Source organism: Serratia sp. FDAARGOS_506, assembly GCF_003812745.1.
GTDB lineage: Bacteria > Pseudomonadota > Gammaproteobacteria > Enterobacterales > Enterobacteriaceae > Serratia.
The window spans coordinates 3,619,574-3,638,132 of record NZ_CP033831.1 but is presented as its reverse complement, the minus strand read 5'-3'; the positions used below and the strand labels follow the sequence as shown (position 1 = coordinate 3,638,132).

General features: G+C 57.4%; 18 protein-coding genes and 3 tRNA genes. 16 read left to right on the top strand and 5 right to left on the bottom strand.

Annotation, left to right across the window (positions count from 1 at the left end):
- The first annotated feature begins 138 nt into the window (after window positions 1-138).
- The 5 genes from eptA to rnt all read left to right on the top strand — a co-directional run bounded on the left by eptA (window position 139) and on the right by rnt (window position 5,204).
- Window positions 139-1,776, top strand: a complete 1,638-nt coding sequence (gene eptA / locus EGY12_RS17715; protein WP_123894803.1) for a phosphoethanolamine transferase EptA — start codon at window positions 139-141, stop codon at window positions 1,774-1,776.
- A 103-nt stretch (window positions 1,777-1,879) separates the two neighbouring features.
- Window positions 1,880-2,500, top strand: a complete 621-nt coding sequence (locus tag EGY12_RS17710; RefSeq protein ID WP_371415362.1) for a TetR/AcrR family transcriptional regulator — start codon at window positions 1,880-1,882, stop codon at window positions 2,498-2,500.
- Between the two features lie 90 nt (window positions 2,501-2,590).
- The gene (locus tag EGY12_RS17705) at window positions 2,591-3,694 is read left to right on the top strand and encodes an alkene reductase (protein WP_038874797.1); all 1,104 of its coding nucleotides are present in this window, start codon (window positions 2,591-2,593) and stop codon (window positions 3,692-3,694) included.
- A 338-nt stretch (window positions 3,695-4,032) separates the two neighbouring features.
- The gene (gene gloA, locus EGY12_RS17700) at window positions 4,033-4,440 is read left to right on the top strand and encodes a lactoylglutathione lyase (RefSeq protein ID WP_123894802.1); all 408 of its coding nucleotides are present in this window, start codon (window positions 4,033-4,035) and stop codon (window positions 4,438-4,440) included.
- Between the two features lie 80 nt (window positions 4,441-4,520).
- The gene (rnt, locus tag EGY12_RS17695; RefSeq protein ID WP_038874795.1) at window positions 4,521-5,204 is read left to right on the top strand and encodes a ribonuclease T; all 684 of its coding nucleotides are present in this window, start codon (window positions 4,521-4,523) and stop codon (window positions 5,202-5,204) included.
- Window positions 5,205-5,272: 68 nt separating this feature from the next.
- Here rnt and EGY12_RS17690 read toward each other — a convergent pair whose 3' ends face one another.
- On the bottom strand, window positions 5,273-5,620 hold the full coding sequence (locus EGY12_RS17690) for a Grx4 family monothiol glutaredoxin (RefSeq protein ID WP_004931329.1): 348 nt from the start codon (window positions 5,618-5,620) through the stop codon (window positions 5,273-5,275).
- A 416-nt stretch (window positions 5,621-6,036) separates the two neighbouring features.
- On the opposite strand from EGY12_RS17690, the gene EGY12_RS17685 reads away from it, so the two are divergent.
- Both EGY12_RS17685 and sodB read left to right on the top strand, forming a co-directional pair.
- A complete protein-coding gene (locus EGY12_RS17685; protein WP_123894801.1) occupies window positions 6,037-6,855 on the top strand; it encodes a C40 family peptidase in 819 nt (272 codons plus the stop codon).
- Between the two features lie 199 nt (window positions 6,856-7,054).
- Window positions 7,055-7,633: a superoxide dismutase [Fe] gene (gene sodB, locus EGY12_RS17680; protein ID WP_123894800.1), complete on the top strand. Its 579-nt coding sequence runs from the start codon at window positions 7,055-7,057 to the stop codon at window positions 7,631-7,633.
- Window positions 7,634-7,697: 64 nt separating this feature from the next.
- Here sodB and EGY12_RS17675 read toward each other — a convergent pair whose 3' ends face one another.
- On the bottom strand, window positions 7,698-7,787 hold the full coding sequence (locus tag EGY12_RS17675; protein WP_094143265.1) for a YnhF family membrane protein: 90 nt from the start codon (window positions 7,785-7,787) through the stop codon (window positions 7,698-7,700).
- A gap of 324 nt (window positions 7,788-8,111) precedes the next feature.
- On the opposite strand from EGY12_RS17675, the gene purR reads away from it, so the two are divergent.
- A complete protein-coding gene (purR, locus tag EGY12_RS17670) occupies window positions 8,112-9,137 on the top strand; it encodes an HTH-type transcriptional repressor PurR (protein ID WP_049200355.1) in 1,026 nt (341 codons plus the stop codon).
- On the opposite strand, the gene punR is transcribed toward purR, so the two are convergent.
- Window positions 9,134-10,078, bottom strand: coding sequence for a DNA-binding transcriptional activator PunR (punR, locus tag EGY12_RS17665; RefSeq protein ID WP_048233572.1), 945 nt, complete (start codon window positions 10,076-10,078; stop codon window positions 9,134-9,136). The two genes, purR and punR, sit on opposite strands and share 4 nt — an antisense overlap.
- Before the next feature lie 123 nt (window positions 10,079-10,201).
- Here punR and punC point away from each other — a divergent pair, with 123 nt between their 5' ends.
- Both punC and cfa read left to right on the top strand, forming a co-directional pair.
- On the top strand, window positions 10,202-11,413 hold the full coding sequence (gene punC, locus EGY12_RS17660; protein ID WP_123894799.1) for a purine nucleoside transporter PunC: 1,212 nt from the start codon (window positions 10,202-10,204) through the stop codon (window positions 11,411-11,413).
- Window positions 11,414-11,755: 342 nt separating this feature from the next.
- On the top strand, window positions 11,756-12,907 hold the full coding sequence (gene cfa, locus EGY12_RS17655) for a cyclopropane fatty acyl phospholipid synthase (RefSeq protein ID WP_123894798.1): 1,152 nt from the start codon (window positions 11,756-11,758) through the stop codon (window positions 12,905-12,907).
- Between the two features lie 72 nt (window positions 12,908-12,979).
- Here the strand turns inward: cfa and EGY12_RS17650 are convergent, their stop codons facing one another.
- Entirely contained in the window at window positions 12,980-13,273 is a 294-nt protein-coding gene (locus EGY12_RS17650; protein WP_123894797.1) for an I78 family peptidase inhibitor, read from the bottom strand.
- A 54-nt stretch (window positions 13,274-13,327) separates the two neighbouring features.
- On the bottom strand, window positions 13,328-13,978 hold the full coding sequence (locus EGY12_RS17645) for a riboflavin synthase subunit alpha (protein WP_123894796.1): 651 nt from the start codon (window positions 13,976-13,978) through the stop codon (window positions 13,328-13,330).
- 238 nt (window positions 13,979-14,216) lie between these two features.
- Here EGY12_RS17645 and EGY12_RS17640 point away from each other — a divergent pair, with 238 nt between their 5' ends.
- From EGY12_RS17640 to pykF, 6 genes are all read left to right on the top strand, one after another.
- Window positions 14,217-15,593 carry an MATE family efflux transporter gene (locus EGY12_RS17640; RefSeq protein ID WP_123894795.1) on the top strand — a complete coding sequence of 459 codons (1,377 nt, stop codon included), beginning with the start codon at window positions 14,217-14,219 and terminating at the stop codon, window positions 15,591-15,593.
- Between the two features lie 181 nt (window positions 15,594-15,774).
- Window positions 15,775-15,851, top strand: a tRNA-Val gene (locus EGY12_RS17635).
- A 20-nt stretch (window positions 15,852-15,871) separates the two neighbouring features.
- Window positions 15,872-15,948 (top strand) — tRNA-Val (locus EGY12_RS17630).
- Window positions 15,949-15,968: 20 nt separating this feature from the next.
- Window positions 15,969-16,045 (top strand) — tRNA-Val (locus tag EGY12_RS17625).
- A gap of 120 nt (window positions 16,046-16,165) precedes the next feature.
- The gene (locus EGY12_RS17620; RefSeq protein WP_123894794.1) at window positions 16,166-16,471 is read left to right on the top strand and encodes a cupin; all 306 of its coding nucleotides are present in this window, start codon (window positions 16,166-16,168) and stop codon (window positions 16,469-16,471) included.
- Between the two features lie 394 nt (window positions 16,472-16,865).
- The gene (pykF, locus tag EGY12_RS17615; protein ID WP_038870996.1) at window positions 16,866-18,278 is read left to right on the top strand and encodes a pyruvate kinase PykF; all 1,413 of its coding nucleotides are present in this window, start codon (window positions 16,866-16,868) and stop codon (window positions 18,276-18,278) included.
- The last annotated feature ends 281 nt before the right edge of the window (window positions 18,279-18,559 follow it).

The following is an 18,559-nucleotide window of genomic DNA, read 5'->3' as shown; positions in this document are numbered from 1 at the left end:
ACTTCCTCATTGCCAGGCCGCCCGGCCTGGCGTTTTTCCTGCTTTAGCCGCCGCCAGTATTCTGAATTTCTAAGGTTTTCTTAAGTTTCATCCGGTAGATTTCAAGGCATTATCTACTCTCAGGATCCAGATTTGGCAATGTGGTTACGTCAACGCTTACAGTGCAACAGCCTCGGTTTTATCCTCGCCACCGCCCTGTTCTTCACTCTGTTTCAAAACGCGTTATTCCTGCATCGCGCCTGGTCGTATATCACCTTCGATAGCGTCCACAGCGTGATTTTCGCCGCCAGCATGCCGGTGGTGATTTTCTGTGCGTTGAATATCATCTTCAGCGTGTTGACCGTGCCCTACCTGCGTAAGCCGCTGATCGTCTTTTTCTTGCTCGGCAGCGCCGCAGCCAACTATTTCATGTACAGCTATGGCGTGGTGATCGACGGCAACATGATGCAGAACGCCTTCGAAACCAATCCCCAGGAAGCGACGGCGCTGCTGACACCGCGCATGGGATTGTGGCTGGCGCTGCTCGGCATTCTGCCGGCGGTGGCGGTCTGCTTCACCCATATTCGCCAGACCCGCCCCTGGTGGTACATGGTCGGGCTGCGCGCCGCCAACGTCATGCTGTCGTTGGTGGTGATCCTGATCGTCGCCGCGCTGTTCTACAAAGACTACGCTTCGCTGATTCGCAACAATAAAAGCGTGGTGAAGATGTTGACGCCTTCCAACTTCGTCGCCGGCACGATCAAATTTACCGAACAACGTTATTTCACCCGCAATCTGCCGCTGGTAAAAATCGGTGAAGACGCGCGCAAAGGGCCGCTGATCGCCGGGCAGGCCAAGAAAACGCTGGTGATCCTGGTGGTGGGCGAAACCGCCCGCGCCGAAAACTTCTCCCTTGGAGGCTACGAGCGCGAAACCAACCCGCGCCTGAAGCAGGACGACGTGGTCTACTTCAAGAACGCCAGCTCTTGCGGCACCGAGACGGCGATCTCCGTGCCCTGCATGTTCTCCAACATGCCGCGCAGAGAGTACGACGCGACTCAGGCGGCGCACCAGGAAGGTGTGCTGGACGTGTTGGCGCATGCCGGCGTCAACGTGCTGTGGCGCGATAACGACGGTGGCTGCAAGGGCGCCTGCGACCGGGTGCCGCACATCGACATGACCAAGCTGAAACTGCCGCAGGACTGCGACGGCGAAGTCTGCATGGATAACGTGCTGCTGTACAAGTTGAACGACTACATCAATAGTCTGAAAGATGACGGCGTGATCGTGTTGCACCAGATGGGCAGCCACGGCCCGGCTTACTACCGCCGCAGCACGCCGGAGTTCCAGACGTTTTCGCCGACCTGCAACAGCAATCAGATTCAGGATTGCAGCCACGAACAGCTGGTGAACACCTACGACAACTCGATCTTGTATACCGATGCGATGCTCGATGCCACCATCAAGCTGCTGCACCAGTATGACGATCGGTTCAATACCGCGCTGGTCTATTTGTCCGATCACGGCGAATCGCTGGGGGAAAACGGCATGTACCTGCACGGCACGCCTTATGTCTTCGCGCCGAGCCAGCAAACGCATGTGCCATTCCTGATGTGGATGTCGGCCGACTATCAGCGCAACTTCGGCATCGATCGCCAGTGCCTGAACACGCTGGCGGAAAAGGACGACGTGTCGCAGGACAACCTGTTCCACACCCTGCTGGGTATGCTGAACGTACAGAGCCGCGAATATCAATCCCAGCTGGATATCCTGCAACGTTGCCGCAACGCGGCTTAAACGCTTAACTTCCTCGTGCCGCTGGGGCACAATAGTTTGCAGACAACCGGCGTTTTGTGCGCCGGTTTTTTTATTCCCATTGACCTAGACCAATCGGTCTATTATGCTCGACACCATGATGACCAAATCAACGCATTGCAACGTGGACACACGTGAACATCTGCTCGCCACCGGCGAAACTCTCAGCCTCCGTCTGGGCTTCACCGGCATGGGGCTGAGCGAACTGCTGGCCACTGCGGGCGTGCCGAAAGGCTCGTTCTACCACTATTTCCGCTCGAAGGAAGCCTTCGGCGAAGCGATGTTGCAGCGTTATTTCGCGCATTATGATGCAGAAATGCAGGCGCTGTTTGCCGATAAGCACGGCGATGCCCGCCATCAGCTGCTCGGCTATTACGCCCAGGCCATCAGCTACCACTGCCGCAGCGAATGCCACAACGCCTGCCTGGCGGTGAAGCTTTCCGCCGAGGTGAGCGATCTGTCGGAACCGATGCGCCATGCGCTGGAAACGGGTACCGCCCGCGTGATCGGTCACCTGCAAGAGGCCATCGAGCGCGGTATCGCAGAAGGCTCGTTGTCGGTAGCCATGAGCCCGGCGGCGACCGCAGAGACGCTGTATTCACTGTGGCTCGGCGCCTCGCTGCGCGCCAAGATCCGCCACTCGCTGGCACCGTTGACCAGCGCGCTGGAAAGCATTGAGTTGCTGCTTCGGCCACCGCAAGCGTAACGATAACACTTTATTTTTATTGAAAATGCTGTTCGTGGTTCTTTTATCGCCCATTACTAGACGACCGGTCTATTAAATACAGGATGCACTATGAAGACTGAAAAATTGCTCTCTCCGCTGAAGGTTGGCGCCATCACCCTGCCCAACCGCGTGTTTATGGCTCCGCTGACGCGTCTGCGCAGCATCGAACCGGGCGATATTCCTACGCCGTTGATGGCGGAATATTACGCACAGCGCGCCAGCGCCGGCCTGATCGTGACCGAAGCGACGCAGGTTTCCTTCCAGGCGAAAGGCTACGCCGGGGCGCCGGGGCTGCATACGCCGGAGCAGATCGCCGCATGGAAAAACATCACACAGGCAGTGCATGACAAAAACGGCCATATCGCCGTGCAACTGTGGCACGTAGGCCGCATCTCCCACAACAGCCTGCAACCGGGTGGGCAAGCACCGGTCGCCCCTTCGGCGATTAACGCCGAAACCCGCACCACCGTGCGTGATGAAACCGGCGCCTGGGTGCGCGTGCCAACCTCCACGCCGCGCGCGCTGGAAACCAGCGAGATCCCGGGCATCGTCAACGATTTCCGCCAGGCGACCGCCAACGCGCGGGAAGCCGGCTTCGACTTCATCGAACTGCATGCGGCCCACGGCTATCTGCTGCACCAGTTCATGTCACCGGCCTCTAACCAACGTACCGATCAATACGGCGGCAGCATCGAGAATCGCACCCGTCTGACGCTGGAAGTGGTTGATGCGGCGGTCGCCGAATGGGGCTCCGAGCACATCGGCATCCGCATCTCGCCGCTGGGGCCGTTCAACGGGTTGGACAACGGTGAAGATCAGGAAGAAGCGGCGCTGTATCTGGTGGAAGAGCTGAACAAGCGCAACATCGCCTACCTGCACATCTCCGAACCGGACTGGGCCGGCGGCAAACCGTATTCCGACGCCTTCCGCGACTCGGTGCGCGCCCACTTTAAAGGGGTGATCGTCGGCGCCGGTGCTTACACCGCCGAAAAAGCCGAAGCGTTGATCGAAAAAGGCTTCATCGACGCGGTGGCCTTCGGCCGCAGTTACATCGCCAACCCGGATCTGGTAGAGCGTTTCCGTCAGCATGCACCGCTGAATGAGCCTAAGCCGGAGAGCTTCTATGGCGGCGGCGCCGAAGGGTATACCGACTATCCGTTTCTGGCGAAATAACCCGTCCTGACCCATACGGCCACGCAACTTTGCCTGGCCGTTTTTTATGCGCCGCACACAAAAAAGCCCGCGCGGGGCGGGCCGGTGTTCCCTGGTGTTGTTCTCTACTGCCGTTCAATTTTTACACGCTTGCCGCCTAAATAGATAATTGATTGTGCAGATCAATTACTCTGTATTGATCGGCGAGCTCGATCAATACTTAGACACCTCCGACGGAAAGCCAGTAAGTGACATTGTCACCCGCTCGTCACGTTGAATTCCCTTGCGGGACAAGGCTATACTCGCTTGTGCTTCAATCCACCCGCCGTCTGCCACGGCACAGTCAATTCAGAGGAATTATGCGCTTACTCCATACCATGATCCGCGTCGGTGACCTGCAACGCTCCATCGACTTCTATACCAAGGTATTAGGCATGCGCCTGCTGCGCACCAGCGAAAACCCAGAGTACAAATACTCGTTGGCTTTCGTCGGTTATACGGAAGAGAGCGAAGGCGCAGTTATCGAACTGACCTATAACTGGGGCACCGACAGCTACGACATGGGCACCGCCTTCGGGCACCTGGCGCTGGGCGTGGACGACGTCGCCGCCACCTGCGACAGCATCCGCCGCGCAGGCGGCAAGGTCACCCGCGAAGCCGGCCCGGTGAAAGGCGGCACCACGGTAATCGCCTTCGTCGAAGATCCGGACGGCTACAAAATCGAGCTGATCGAAAACAAACACGCCGGTCAGGGCCTCGGCCACTAAGCCTCCCCTTCAGGGCGCGCACTGCGCCCTGCTGACTCTCCGCGCGATAGCGCCTGCAACCGGGCGCAAAATTTGCCATAATGCGCGCTGCATTCGATGAAGATAAGAAACTGATGGCCGAGAAAAGTGATCTTAACGCCCTGAGTGGTCGTTTTCGTGGGTTTTATCCCGTAGTAATAGATGTTGAAACCGCCGGCTTCAACGCCAATACCGATGCGTTGCTGGAGATCGCCGCCGTGACGCTGAAAATGGATGAAGACGGCTGGCTGCAGCAGGACGAGACCCTGCACTTCCACGTGGAGCCTTTCGAGGGCGCCAACCTGCAGCCGGAAGCGCTGGCGTTTAACGGCATCGATCCGCACAATCCGCTGCGCGGCGCGGTCAGCGAATATGACGCACTGCACGCCATTTTCAAAGCGGTGCGCAAAGGGCTTAAGGATCGCGGTTGCAACCGGGCCATTATCGTGGCGCACAACGCCAATTTCGATCACAGCTTCCTGATGGCCGCAGCCGAGCGTGCCGGCCTGAAGCGCAACCCGTTCCATCCGTTCGCCACCTTCGACACCGCCGCGCTGAGCGGCCTGGTGCTGGGCCAAACGGTGCTGGCGAAAGCCTGCATCGCCGCCGGCATGCCGTTCGACAGCAGCCAAGCGCACTCCGCACTGTACGACACCGAACAAACCGCCCTGCTGTTTTGCGAGCTGGTTAACCGCTGGAAACGTCTCGGCGGCTGGCCGCTGCCCGCCGGCGATCTCGCCGAATAAGCTCAACAAAAAAGGCGGCCCAGTTTGCACTGGCGCCGCCCGTAACGCGATAACCGCAAGTCTGTCGATTAAGACTGCTGGTCTTCCTGCGCTTTATACTTTTCTGCCGTTTCTTTGATCAGCTGCTGCAGTTCTCCGCGCTGATACATCTCGATGATGATATCGCAACCGCCGACCAGCTCACCGTCTACCCACAGCTGCGGGAACGTCGGCCAGTTGGCGTATTTTGGCAGCTCGGCGCGGATGTCCGGGTTTTGCAGAATATCCACGTAGGCGAAACGTTCGCCGCAGGCGGACAGCGCTTGCACAGCCTGTGCGGAGAAGCCGCAGCTCGGCAGCTTAGGCGAACCTTTCATGTACAGCAGAATCGGGTTTTCAGCGATTTGGTGCTGAATTTTTTCAAGTGTCGTCGTCATTTATTGCTTCCTCAAGCCACATTTCATGGCTACAACATGCATCACGCGGGCTATTGTAGCGGCTGGAACAGTCGCAAGAAAACGCCATCTTTTGCAAGGATATTCGCCCGCTGCCGATCGCGTTTCACCGGCCACGTCATTCCGGTCAAAACATACGCTGAGAATAACATTTTTAATCCGACCATTTCACTAATATATTGCGCCGAGATGACGGCGCGGATTAATTATATCCATCGCCGCCGATTGGCGCTTTTTCATACATCAACGGGCTGATTTTGAAGCAAAAAAAATGTCATTAACGTTTTCTCACAATATGGATTATTATTTATGAGTTCTTCGCTGTTTTATATGGCGAAATTCGGGAATACTGTGACTCTTTCGATATCCGTTTCGGGGCCAAGGTTGGTGACGTCGACATGCGTTTAATTCTTACGCTCTTTGCGCTGCTGTTTACGCAGCTCTTCTTCAATTTGGCGCACGCTGCGCCACAGGCGCGTGTTGCCGCCGAGCAGCGTAAAAGCCATGCTAATGAAGCGCGGCCTGATGACCGCAGAAAAAAGAAGGCGGACAAAGCCGCTAAAAAAGCCAAAGTGACGGCCCCCGAGAAAAAAACCAAGACCGCCAAGGCCAAAACCGAGAAAAGCGCGAAAAAGATCGCCAGCGCCAAACCCAAGGCCAAAGTGCAGAAAACCGCCAAGATTAAAGTCACCCCGCCGAAAAAGGGCTATAAAAAAGGCTACGGCCGCCACCGCGAAGCCGGCATGGCCACCGCCAAGCTGGCGCGTGAAGATAAGCCGTTGAAACTGAGCCCGGCGCACAAAAAACGTTACCAGCACGCCAAGCAGACCGCAATGGCCAAGCTGATGGGCCAGATGGGCAAACCTTACCGCTGGGGCGGCAGCTCGCCGCGTACCGGCTTCGATTGCAGCGGCCTTATCTATTACGCCTATAAAGACGTAGTGAAAATCAAGATGCCGCGCACCGCCAACGAGATGTATCACCTGCGCGACGCAGCGCCGATCAAGAAAAGCGAACTGGAAAGCGGCGATCTGGTGTTCTTCCGCATCAATAACCGCGGCGTGGCGGACCATGTCGGCGTCTACCTCGGCAACGGCAAATTCATCCAGTCGCCGCGCACTGGCGAAGAGATCCGCATCAGCCAGCTCGACAACGACTATTGGCAAAACCACTATATCGGCGCACGCCGCGTAGTGACGCCGAAAACCATTCGTTAATACCCTGTTCTGCGCGGTTGCGGCCCCGGTCGCAACCGCCTGCTCAAGCTATCGCCCATCGCACTTCCCCACGCGCATTTCTCGCTTTTCCTCCTGTTTTTTATGATGAAAATTGTTAAGATTGAATGACCACAATAAAAAACGGCCCATATGGCTCTCGCCCCGGCGGGAAGCGAGTGGCGCCGTAAAGGAGGAAGCAATGTCGTTTGAATTACCTGCATTACCGTATGAGAAAAACGCGCTCGAGCCGCACATCTCCGCCGAGACCCTGGAATACCACTACGGCAAGCACCACAACACCTACGTGGTTAACCTGAACAACCTGGTGAAAGGCAGCGAGTTCGAGGGCAAATCGCTCGAAGAGATCATCAAAACCTCTAACGGCGGCGTCTTCAACAACGCAGCACAGGTGTGGAACCACACTTTCTACTGGCACTGCCTGTCGCCACAGGGCGGCGGTGAACCGCAGGGCGAACTGGCGGCGGCGATCGTCAAATCCTTCGGCTCATTCGCTGCGTTCAAAGAGCAGTTCACCGATGCCGCAGTGAAAAACTTCGGCGCCGGCTGGACCTGGCTGGTGAAAAAACCGGACGGCACGCTGGCGATCGTCAACACCTCCAATGCGGCCACCCCGCTGACCGGTGAAGACAAACCTCTGCTGACCGTTGACGTATGGGAACACGCGTATTACATCGATTACCGCAATGCGCGTCCAAAATACCTGGAAAACTTCTGGGCGTTGGTCAACTGGGCTTTCGCGGCGGAAAACCTGGCGTAAGCGCAGGCCTTGCCTAAGTGACGAGGCGCAGCGTGGCTGCGCCTTTTTTAAAACTGGCGGGAAATCAGTTCAACGCAGCGACAAAGCTGAAAGCGATGATCATCGCCAACGCACAAACGGTGGTGAACAGCGACATCTTCAGATCGGTATCCATGACAACTCCTTTAAAATGGGCTTTCCTAAGGATAAAAGGCGCACAATTAGTACGTCAAATCATTTTCCCACAGTTCGCCGATAAAATCTTGTTATCATTTCCCGGTTTATAATCTCGATTACCTCTTCCACTTTTGTTCAATATGCGACAAAATTCGCAGTTCACAACTGCGTACCGGCATCCATGCCCCTCCTGATTAAGCGCTGAAGACTTCAACACACTAAAAACTCAGTTTTCGCTTCTCTGGAGAAGGATCTACGCAGGCAAACGATTAACATCACACTTACATGCTGTAAACATGTGAGTTCAGGAGTCATTCCTTACATGGCAACGATTAAAGATGTGGCCAAACGCGCGGGCGTTTCCACCACCACCGTTTCGCACGTCATCAATAAGACTCGTTTCGTCGCCGAAGAGACCAAAGCGGCCGTGTGGGCCGCCATCAAAGAGCTGCATTACTCGCCGAGCGCCGTGGCGCGCAGCCTGAAAGTCAATCACACCAAGTCGATCGGCCTGTTGGCCACCTCGAGCGAAGCGCCCTACTTCGCCGAAGTGATCGAAGCGGTGGAAAACAGCTGCTACAGCAAAGGCTACACCCTGATCCTGTGCAACTCGCACAACAATCTGGACAAGCAGCGCGCCTACCTGGCGATGCTGGCGCAAAAGCGCGTCGACGGCCTGCTGGTTATGTGCTCCGAATACCCGGATCAGCTGCTGGGCATGTTGGAAGACTACCGCAACATCCCGATGGTGGTGATGGACTGGGGCGCCGCGCGTGGCGACTTCACCGACACCATCATCGATAACGCCTTCGAAGGCGGCTATCTGGCCGGCCGTTACCTGATCGAGCGTGGCCACCGCGATATCGGCGCCATTCCGGGCCAGCTGTCGCGCAACACCGGCGGCGGCCGTCATCAGGGCTTTATGAAGGCGCTGCAGGAAGCACATATCGAGATTCGCGAAGAGTGGATCGTTCAGGGCGACTTCGAACCGGAGTCCGGCTATAAGGCGATGCACCAAATCCTGTCGCAAAAACAACGACCGACCGCGGTATTCTGCGGCGGCGACATCATGGCGATGGGCGCCATCTGCGCCGCCGACGAGCTGGGGCTGCGAGTGCCGCAGGATATTTCCGTGATCGGTTACGACAACGTGCGCAACGCCCGCTACTTTACCCCGGCACTGACCACCATTCATCAGCCTAAAGAGCGCCTGGGCGAAATGGCCTTCACCATGCTGCTGGATCGCATCATCAGCAAACGCGAAGAGTCACAGGTGATCGAAGTGCATCCTAAGCTGGTCGAACGCCGCTCTGTCGCCGACGGCCCGTTCATCGACTACCGCCGCTAATCCCCCGCGCCGGAAGCCTGCGCGGCTTCCGGTTCCGCCTCGCTCAACCACTCCTGATTCAGCGTCTCGCCATCGCCCAGATACGCCAGCAGCCAGCTCATCGCCGGTGACGGTTTATCCTGTTGCCAGGTCAGACAGCAAGGGCTGGCGGGAAACGGTTGCTGCAGCTGCAACGCCTTCAGCTCACCGCGCTGCACCCGCGGCAGTGCCCGATGCGCCGGCATCATGCCGACGCACAACCCGGCGCACAAACAGTCGAGTGCCGAAGTCCAATCTGGCACCACCAGTCGCCGCTGGTTATCCAGCGTCCAGGTGACGCGCTTGGGCAGGTTGCGCGAGGTGTCCTCCAGGCAAAGCGAAGGATACGGCCGCAGTTGATCGTCATTCAGCGGCCCCGCCAACTGCGCCAGCGGGTGCTGCGGGCTGACCACGCACAACCAGTTCATATAACCCATGTCGCGAAAGGCGAAGCCGCCACCGACCGGCACCGCGCGCGTGGCGCCGATCGCCATGTCCGCCCTGCCGTCCACCAGCGCATCCCACACGCCGTTGAACACCTCGGGTTGCAGCATCAGTTCAACGTCGGGGAAATGACGGTAGAAATCCAACACCAGCTGGCGGCTGCGTTGCGGTTTGACGATGATGTCCACCGCGATATTCAGCTGGCCGCGCCAACCGTTGGCCACCTGCTGACAATGACGGCGGGTGTCGAGCATTTTTTTGATAACAGCTCGCGCATCCTTGATAAACAGTGCACCGGCCGGTGTCAATTCCACATCGCGGTGACGCCGCTCAAACAGCGGCACCGCCAGCCATTGCTCCAGCTGCCGTACGGTATAGCTGACCGCCGACGGGACCCGGTGCAATTCCTGCGCCGCCGCGCTGAAACTGCCGGTGCGCGCCACCGCGTCGACGACTTCAAGAGAATATTCAGACCACATCGTTTTGCCTTCAATTTTTTTAACAGCACTTTGCAAATATTACCGTTTCACAAGCAGAGATCCAGCCGGATACACTGACCGGCGCTAAAAACCTGCGACACTAAAATATTAACGAGAAATACCATGCGAAATTCCTTTGGCTTTATGTTCTACCTCGCCGGCCTGAGCATGCTGGGTTATCTGGCGACCGATATGTACCTGCCCGCCTTCGGCGCCATGCGGGAGGAACTGCAAATTTCCGCCGGCGCGGTGAGCGCCAGCCTGAGTATCTTCCTGGCCGGCTTCGCCTTTGCGCAGCTGCTGTGGGGACCGCTCTCCGACCGTCTGGGCCGCAAACCGGTATTATTGATCGGCCTGGCGCTGTTCGCTCTCGGCTGCCTGGGTATGCTGTGGGTAGAAAACGCCGTGCAGCTCTGGATCCTGCGCTTTATTCAGGCCGTCGGTGTCTGTGCCGCCGCCGCCATCTGGCAAGCGCTGGTGGTCGACCGCTACCGTGAAGGCCAGGCCAACCGCGTATTCGCCACCATTATGCCGCTGGTCGCGCTATCGCCGGCACTGGCACCACTGCTTGGCGCCTGGTTGCTGAACCACGCCAGCTGGCGCGCAATCTTCGCCGCGCTGTTGGTCATCACCGCGCTGCTGCTGCTGCCGACGCTGATGCTCAAAGAACGCGACAAAACGCAACCCACCGCCGACGCGCCACAAAACGGCGTCAGCTTTTGGCAACTGTTGAAATCCCCGGTGTTCAGCGGCAATGTCGCCATGTACGCCGCCTGCTCGGCCGGCTTCTTCGCCTGGCTCACCGGCTCGCCGTTCATTCTCGGCGACATGGGCTACAGCCCGAGCGACATCGGCCTGAGCTATGTGCCGCAAACGCTGGCCTTCCTTCTGGGTGGCTACGGCTGCCGCGCCGCACTCAAACGCATCAATGGCAAAACCCTACTGCCGTGGCTGCTGGTAGCTTATGGTGTCAGCATGGTGGCGCTGTATCTGGTGGCGACCCTGACCGATCCGACGCTCTCCACGCTGCTGATCCCGTTCTGCGTGATGGCGCTGGTCAACGGCGCCGGTTACCCGATCATGGTAGCGAATGCGCTGATGCCGTTCCCGGAAAGCAGCGGCAAGGCCGCCGCGCTGCAAAATACGCTGCAGCTCGGACTGTGCTTTGTGGCGAGCATGCTGGTGTCGGCGTTTATTGCCCAGCCGCTGTTGGCGACGGTAACGGTGATGGTGTCTACGGTGATCCTGGCCGCGCTGGGGTATTTCCTGCAGCGGGGCAAAGCGGCCGATACGCAGCAAAAGGCGCAGCGGGAACATGCTAACTCAGCGTCATAATTGCCAAGTTTAATAATCACTTAAAGAATATGCGTGCCGATTGCGATTTACAGTTGAGTCAAGGCCTCGGCACGCCTATACTCAAAAACAACCTTGTAAAGTAACACCTTATAATCTCTATATCTCAATCAGCTATTGTGTACGCGCCTTGCGTCACACTTTTTTTAAGGACGCGTTTATCCCGCGCCGTTAGCGCCGGGTAGCTTCTTAAAATTTCCTCTGTTCATAGTCGGATATCAGACGCCGCGGGCCTATTTTCCGCCGGTAAACGTATGCACCCGCAGAAATTGTCTAAGCTGTTTCCTAACGGGTCATCAGTCAGAAGAAGGTGATGGAGAAGCTATGAGTTCATCGTGTATAGAAGATCTGAGCATCCAGGACAACCAATGGTACCGTATCGCGCATGAAATGCTCGGCTTGGCCGGCATTGAAATCAACGGTTCGCGCCCCTTCGATATTCAGGTTAAAAACCCCGATTTCTTTAAACGTGTCTTGCAGCAAGGGTCGCTGGGCCTTGGCGAAAGCTATATGGACGGCTGGTGGGAGTGCGAACGGCTGGATATGTTCTTCCAGCGCGTGGTCAGTGCCGGGCTGGAGAAGAAACTCCCCCACCACCTGAAAGATACTCTGCGTATCGCCGCCGCACGCCTGACCAACCTGCAATCGAAAAAGCGTGCCTGGATCGTCGGCAAAGAACATTACGATCTCGGCAACGATCTGTTTACCCTGATGCTCGATCCCTACATGCAATACTCCTGCGGCTACTGGAAAGACGCTACCACGCTGGAAGAAGCGCAGGAAGCCAAGCTGCGGATGATCTGTGAAAAACTGCAGCTGCAGCCAGGCATGCGTTTGCTGGACATCGGTTGTGGCTGGGGCGGTCTCTCCGCCTATGCGGCGAAAAATTACGGCGTGTCGGTGGTTGGCGTGACCATTTCCGCCGAGCAGCAGAAGCTGGCTCAGGCACGCTGCGCCGGGCTGGATGTGCAGATCCTGCTGCAGGATTATCGCGATCTGCATCAGCAGTTCGACCGCATCGTGTCCGTCGGCATGTTCGAGCACGTCGGGCCGAAAAACTACCGCACCTATTTTGACGTGGTGGAGCGCAATCTGGCGCCGCACGGCCTGTTCCTGTTGCACACCATCGGCTCCAACAAAACCGACATGAACGTCGATCCCTGGATCAACAAGTACATTTTCCCGAACGGCTGCCTGCCGTCGGTGACCCACATCGCTCAGGCCAGTGAAGGCCATTTCGTGATGGAGGACTGGCACAACATCGGTGCCGACTACGATCGCACGCTGATGGCCTGGTTCGAGCGCTTCAAACAGGCGTGGCCGCAGCTTGCCCCACGCTATTCCGAACGCTTCGAGCGAATGTTCAGCTATTACCTGAACGCATGCGCCGGCGCGTTCCGGGCACGCGATCTGCAGCTGTGGCAGGTGGTGTTCAGCCCGAAAGGCGTTGAAGGCGGCATTCGCGTCGCCCGCTGAATGTTCCCCCGATAAAAAAGCCCCGGCAACAACCTCGCCGGGGCTTTTTTTTGCTCTTTCGGCCCCTGCGGGTTAACCGCAGTAAACGCGAATGATTTTATCGTCGCGATCGCCGAGGAAGTTCAGACGGCGCAGGTTGAAATCCATGGTAACGGCAGAGTTGTACGGAATGGCGCGCACCTTAGATTCGATCCGCACGCCTTCCAGCGAAGTCATCGGCTTGCCGACGAAGTTTTGATACTGCGAAGCGCCGCAGGTATCGTCCGCATCGGCCATTTGCGCGCCGGCGCCCTGCTCAGGTGAACTGCTGCAGGCGCTCAGCGCCAGCAACGCGGTTAACAATAACGTTTTCCCATAAAACTTCACGCGTTTCTCCTCTCTGCTTATGATTCGATTCCGGCGGCAAGGCCAGAATCGCTGTCAGTCTTTGTGTGCCTGCGCCATCGCCGCAGCCAGCGTCGCTTCGCGGTTGGCCAGCACGCGCTCGACGGTGTCCACCACCGCCTGCGTTTGCGGATCGATTTCGATGTTCACCTTGTCACCCAGGCGTTTCTTACCCAGCGTGGTGCGCTCCAGTGTTTCCGGGATCAGGTGCACGCAGAAACGGTTATTCACCACTTCGCCGATGGTCAGGCTAATGCCGTCGATACCGATGAAACCTTTGTGCAGCACATATTTCATCAATTCTGCATTCGGCATGCGCAGCCATACCTGGCGGTTATTTTCCGACGTATAAATCTTGGCCACTTCCGCCGTACAGATAATATGGCCGGACATCAAATGACCGCCAATTTCGTCATTGAATTTCGCTGCGCGCTCGATATTGACGATGTCGCCCAGCGCCAAATCGCCGAGGTTGGTCAGGCGCAGCGTTTCCTTGATCAAATCGAAGCTGACGCGGTTGCCTTCCACCGCGGTCACGGTCAAGCAACAGCCGTTATGGGCCACCGACGCGCCCAGCTCCAACCCCGGCAACAGCTCGGCAGGCATCTCGATCACGTGGGTGCGGAAATTGGGTTTCTCATCAATGGCGACCAGCGGCGCGGTGCCTTGTACGATACCGGTGAACATATGTGCCTCTTCTTACTAAATAGGTTAAAACGCTTCCGGCAGTTTGCCCCAGTTGGCGCTGAAAACCAAATCCGCGACGGCAAAAAACGCGTGCCTGCGCATTTAATAACTATTTATCTGCGGCGTTTGCTTAACGACGCCGAGCAGGTACAATATTTTTGACAAAATTCCGCTATTTTAATTGTTGTCCTCTCGCGGCAGCCCTCCCTCCCACATATATAAATAGAAAGGTGTATGCGTGCAGAAGTACTTAATTGAAGCGCGTAGTTTATTGGCTCTCGCTATCCCGGTCATCATCGCGCAAATATCACAAACCGCCATGGGCGTGGTGGATACCATCATGGCCGGCGCCTACAGCGCCACCGACATGGCGGCGGTTGCGGTCGGCACGTCAATCTGGCTGCCGGCCATCCTGTTCGGCCACGGCCTGCTGTTGGCGCTGACTCCGGTTATCGCCCAGCTCAACGGCGCCGGGCGGCGCGATCGCATCGCTCACCAGGTTCGCCAGGGTTTTTGGCTGGCTTCAGGCGTGTCCGCGCTGCTGATCGTGGTGCTGTATAACTGCAAGTTCGTCATCGACATGATGCACAACATCGATCCGCAACTGGCGGATAAAGCCGTCGGTTATCTGCACGCCATCATGTGGGGGGCGCCGGGTTACCTGTTCTTCCAGGTGATGCGCAACCAGTGCGAAGGGTTGTCCAAAACCAAGCCCGGCATGGTGATCGGCTTCCTCGGCCTGCTGGTGAATATCCCCATCAACTACATCTTTATCTACGGCAAGTTCGGTATGCCGGAGCTGGGCGGCGTCGGCTGCGGCGTCGCCACCGGTAGCGTCTACTGGTTTATGTTCCTGATGATGCGCTGGTACGTGAAGCGCGCACCGTCGCAGCGCGACATCAAACGCCAGACGGGCGATCTCGGCGGCCCGGACTGGGCGGCGCTGAAGCGCCTGATCGGCATCGGCATGCCGGTGGCGCTGGCGTTGTTCTTCGAAGTCACGCTGTTTGCCGTGGTGGCGTTGCTGGTTTCGCCGCTGGGGATCGTCGCGGTCGCCGGCCACCAGATCGCGCTTAACTTCAGCGCGCTGATGTTCGTACTGCCGCTGTCGCTGGGCGTCGGCGCCACTATCCGCGTCGGTTACCGGCTGGGGGAAGGCTCGGTAGAAGGCGCGCGCGTCGCCGCCTACTCCGCCATCGGCGTCGGCATCACCATGGCCGTCTGCACCGCGCTGTTTACCGCCACCTTCCGCGAACCGATCGCCCTGCTGTACAACGACAGCCCGGCGGTGGTGGCGATGGCCTCGCAGCTGATGCTGCTGGCGGCGCTGTACCAAATCTCGGATTCTGTCCAGGTGATCGGCAGCGGCGTGCTGCGTGGTTATAAAGACACCCGCGCGATCTTCTTCATCACCTTCATCGCTTATTGGGTGTTGGGCCTGCCGAGCGGCTATCTGCTGGCGTTAACCGACGCAGTGGTGCCGGCGATGGGGCCAAGCGGTTTCTGGATCGGCTTTATCATCGGCCTGACCTTCGCCGCCATCATGATGGCGCTGCGCATGCGCTGGCTGCAGAAACAGCCGACCGCCGTCATCCTGCAGCGATCCACGCGCTGAGCACGCGCCCGGCCGGTTTCATCCCCGGCCGGGCTGCGGTTTGCGGAAAAAAACGCCGGACTGCGCACAACCTCAGCAATCGCGTGAAATACCGAATAAAATTGCGCTTTTCCCCTTGCCAGCACGCGGGTAGCTCGTTAATATTCGTCCCCGCTGTCAGCCATGACAGACAGGAAAAGATGCGTCCGTAGCTCAGTTGGTTAGAGCACCACCTTGACATGGTGGGGGTCGGTGGTTCGAGTCCACTCGGACGCACCAAATTCCTGAAGCAGTTCAGTGCGTCCGTAGCTCAGTTGGTTAGAGCACCACCTTGACATGGTGGGGGTCGGTGGTTCGAGTCCACTCGGACGCACCAAATTTCAGAAGCAGTGCAGTGCGTCCGTAGCTCAGTTGGTTAGAGCACCACCTTGACATGGTGGGGGTCGGTGGTTCGAGTCCACTCGGACGCACCATATTGCTGATTCATCTCTCCCCCTATCGCGTTATACTTCCCGTTGTTTCGTCTCTGCCCGACCGCCTGACTTTTATGTCGATCGCGCCGTGCTACCGCCATCAGCCACCAGGAACGCCACATGACCACCTTTACCGCCAAAACCGCCTTTTTACCGCTCGACAATGGCCTTGCCCGCCGTGAAGGCGTGATGAGCGACGGTTCACCGGCGGCGGAAGTGCGTTTCGAGGCCGGCGCCTTCGGCCAGCTGCAAAAGCCCGCGCACGCGCTGCAAACCCGGGTGATATCCGGTGAATTCGAGTTTACCCTCGGCGGCGACACGCGGGTGGTTCAGGCAGGCGAGAGCCTGATCTTACCGGCCAACGTCGCCAGCGGCTGCTTCTGCCTAAGCGCCGGCGTGCTGTTGGAAATTCCCCAAACGCGTTAAATCTGCATTTACAGCAAGGTTATTTGCGCAACAAGCGGCCCGCAACGCGTTGCATTTGCGCCACATTTGCCCCCGTTTTGACATATCCGCCGCGCAGCAGCGGTTTTTTATTTTGTTTCCCGCCGCTTAGCCTTTATAATGCGCAACGTCTATCAGTTGAATGGTTTCAGCCCTTGATCTGCGAAAACGCAATAACAACACGATGTAATCTTACCCCGTTGCGCAGCATCCCCGCGCCCCCACGCGGGCTGAATTTTTCCGCCCCACTTCAACTGTCGTCACCTATCCTTAACTATGTTTTTCACCACCAGACGCGGCTCAAATTCCCTATCGGCGTAAACAACGCCGGTCAAATTCGTTTTTTTATCCATCACAACTTGTAGAAAACTCCGCCATGAAAAAGACCAAAATTGTTTGTACCATCGGTCCAAAAACCGAATCGGAAGAAATGCTGACCAACCTGCTCAATGCGGGCATGAACGTGATGCGTCTCAACTTCTCTCACGGCGACTATGAAGAGCACGGCAACCGCATCAAGAACATGCGCGCCGTGATGGCGAAAACCGGTATCAACGCCGGCATCCTGCTGGATACCAAAGGCCCGGAAATTCGCACCATGAAACTGGAAGGCGGTAAAGACGCCTCGCTGGTCGCCGGCCAAACCTTCACCTTCACCACCGACCAGAGCGTGATCGGTAACAGCGATCGCGTGGCAGTCACCTACGCCGGCTTCGCCGCCGACCTGAAGATCGGCAACACCGTGCTGGTTGACGACGGCCTGATCGGCATGGAAGTCACCAACGTGACCGAGAACGAAGTCATTTGTAAGGTGCTGAACAACGGCGACCTGGGCGAAAACAAGGGCGTTAACCTGCCGGGCGTCTCCATCCAGCTGCCTGCGCTGGCCGAGAAAGACAAACGCGACCTGATCTTCGGCTGTGAGCAAGGCGTCGACTTCGTGGCGGCGTCCTTCATCCGCAAGCGCTCTGACGTGCTGGAGATCCGCGAACACCTGAAAGCTCACGGCGGCGAGCAGATCCAGATCATCTCCAAGATCGAAAACCAGGAAGGCCTGAACAACTTCGACGAAATCCTCGAGGCGTCCGACGGCATCATGGTTGCCCGTGGCGATCTGGGCGTGGAGATCCCGGTCGAAGAAGTGATTTTCGCCCAAAAGATGATGATCGAGAAATGCAACCGCGCGCGTAAAGTGGTGATCACCGCCACCCAGATGCTCGATTCCATGATCAAAAACCCGCGCCCTACCCGCGCGGAAGCCGGCGACGTTGCCAACGCCATCCTGGACGGCACCGATGCCGTCATGCTGTCCGGCGAGAGCGCCAAGGGCAAATACCCGCTGGAAGCAGTCAACATCATGGCGACCATCTGCGAACGTACCGATCGCGTGATGCCTAGCCGTATCGACACCCTGAACGATCGCCGCAAGCTGCGCATCACCGAAGCGGTGTGCCGCGGCGCGGTTGAAACCGCCGAAAAACTGGATGCGCCGCTGATCGTCGTCGCCACCAGCGGCGGCAAGTCGGCAAAATCCGTGCGTAAATACTTCCCGAACGCGGTTATCCTGGCGCTGACTACCAACCAGACCACCGCGCATCAGCTGGTGCTGAGCAAGGGCGTTATCCCGCAGATGGTCAAGGAAATCGCCTCCACCGACGACTTCTACCGCATCGGTAAAGAGGCCGCGCTGGCCAGCGGCCTGGCACAGAAAGGCGACGTCGTGGTGATGGTTTCCGGCGCGCTGGTGCCGAGCGGCACCACCAACACCGCCTCGGTACACGTGCTGTAATATAAAACGTGACATAATTGCCTTGATCAAAACGCCGCTTTGCGGCGTTTTTTTTATCGGCAGTAAACTATTTTTCTCAAAACGCAACCGTGATCCGCTCATTATTTAGCTAATAACAAATCGGAGTAGTCCCATGGAAGCCGGCTGTTTTCCCTCGTTTTTTTAACTAATTTGTAAAAGCAGATGCAAGTTTGAGCGAACGATCAAAATAAAGCACCTCAACACTAAAAAATTATTCTCTTTCGAAAAAAGTTTGTGTAATACTTGTAACGCTACATGGA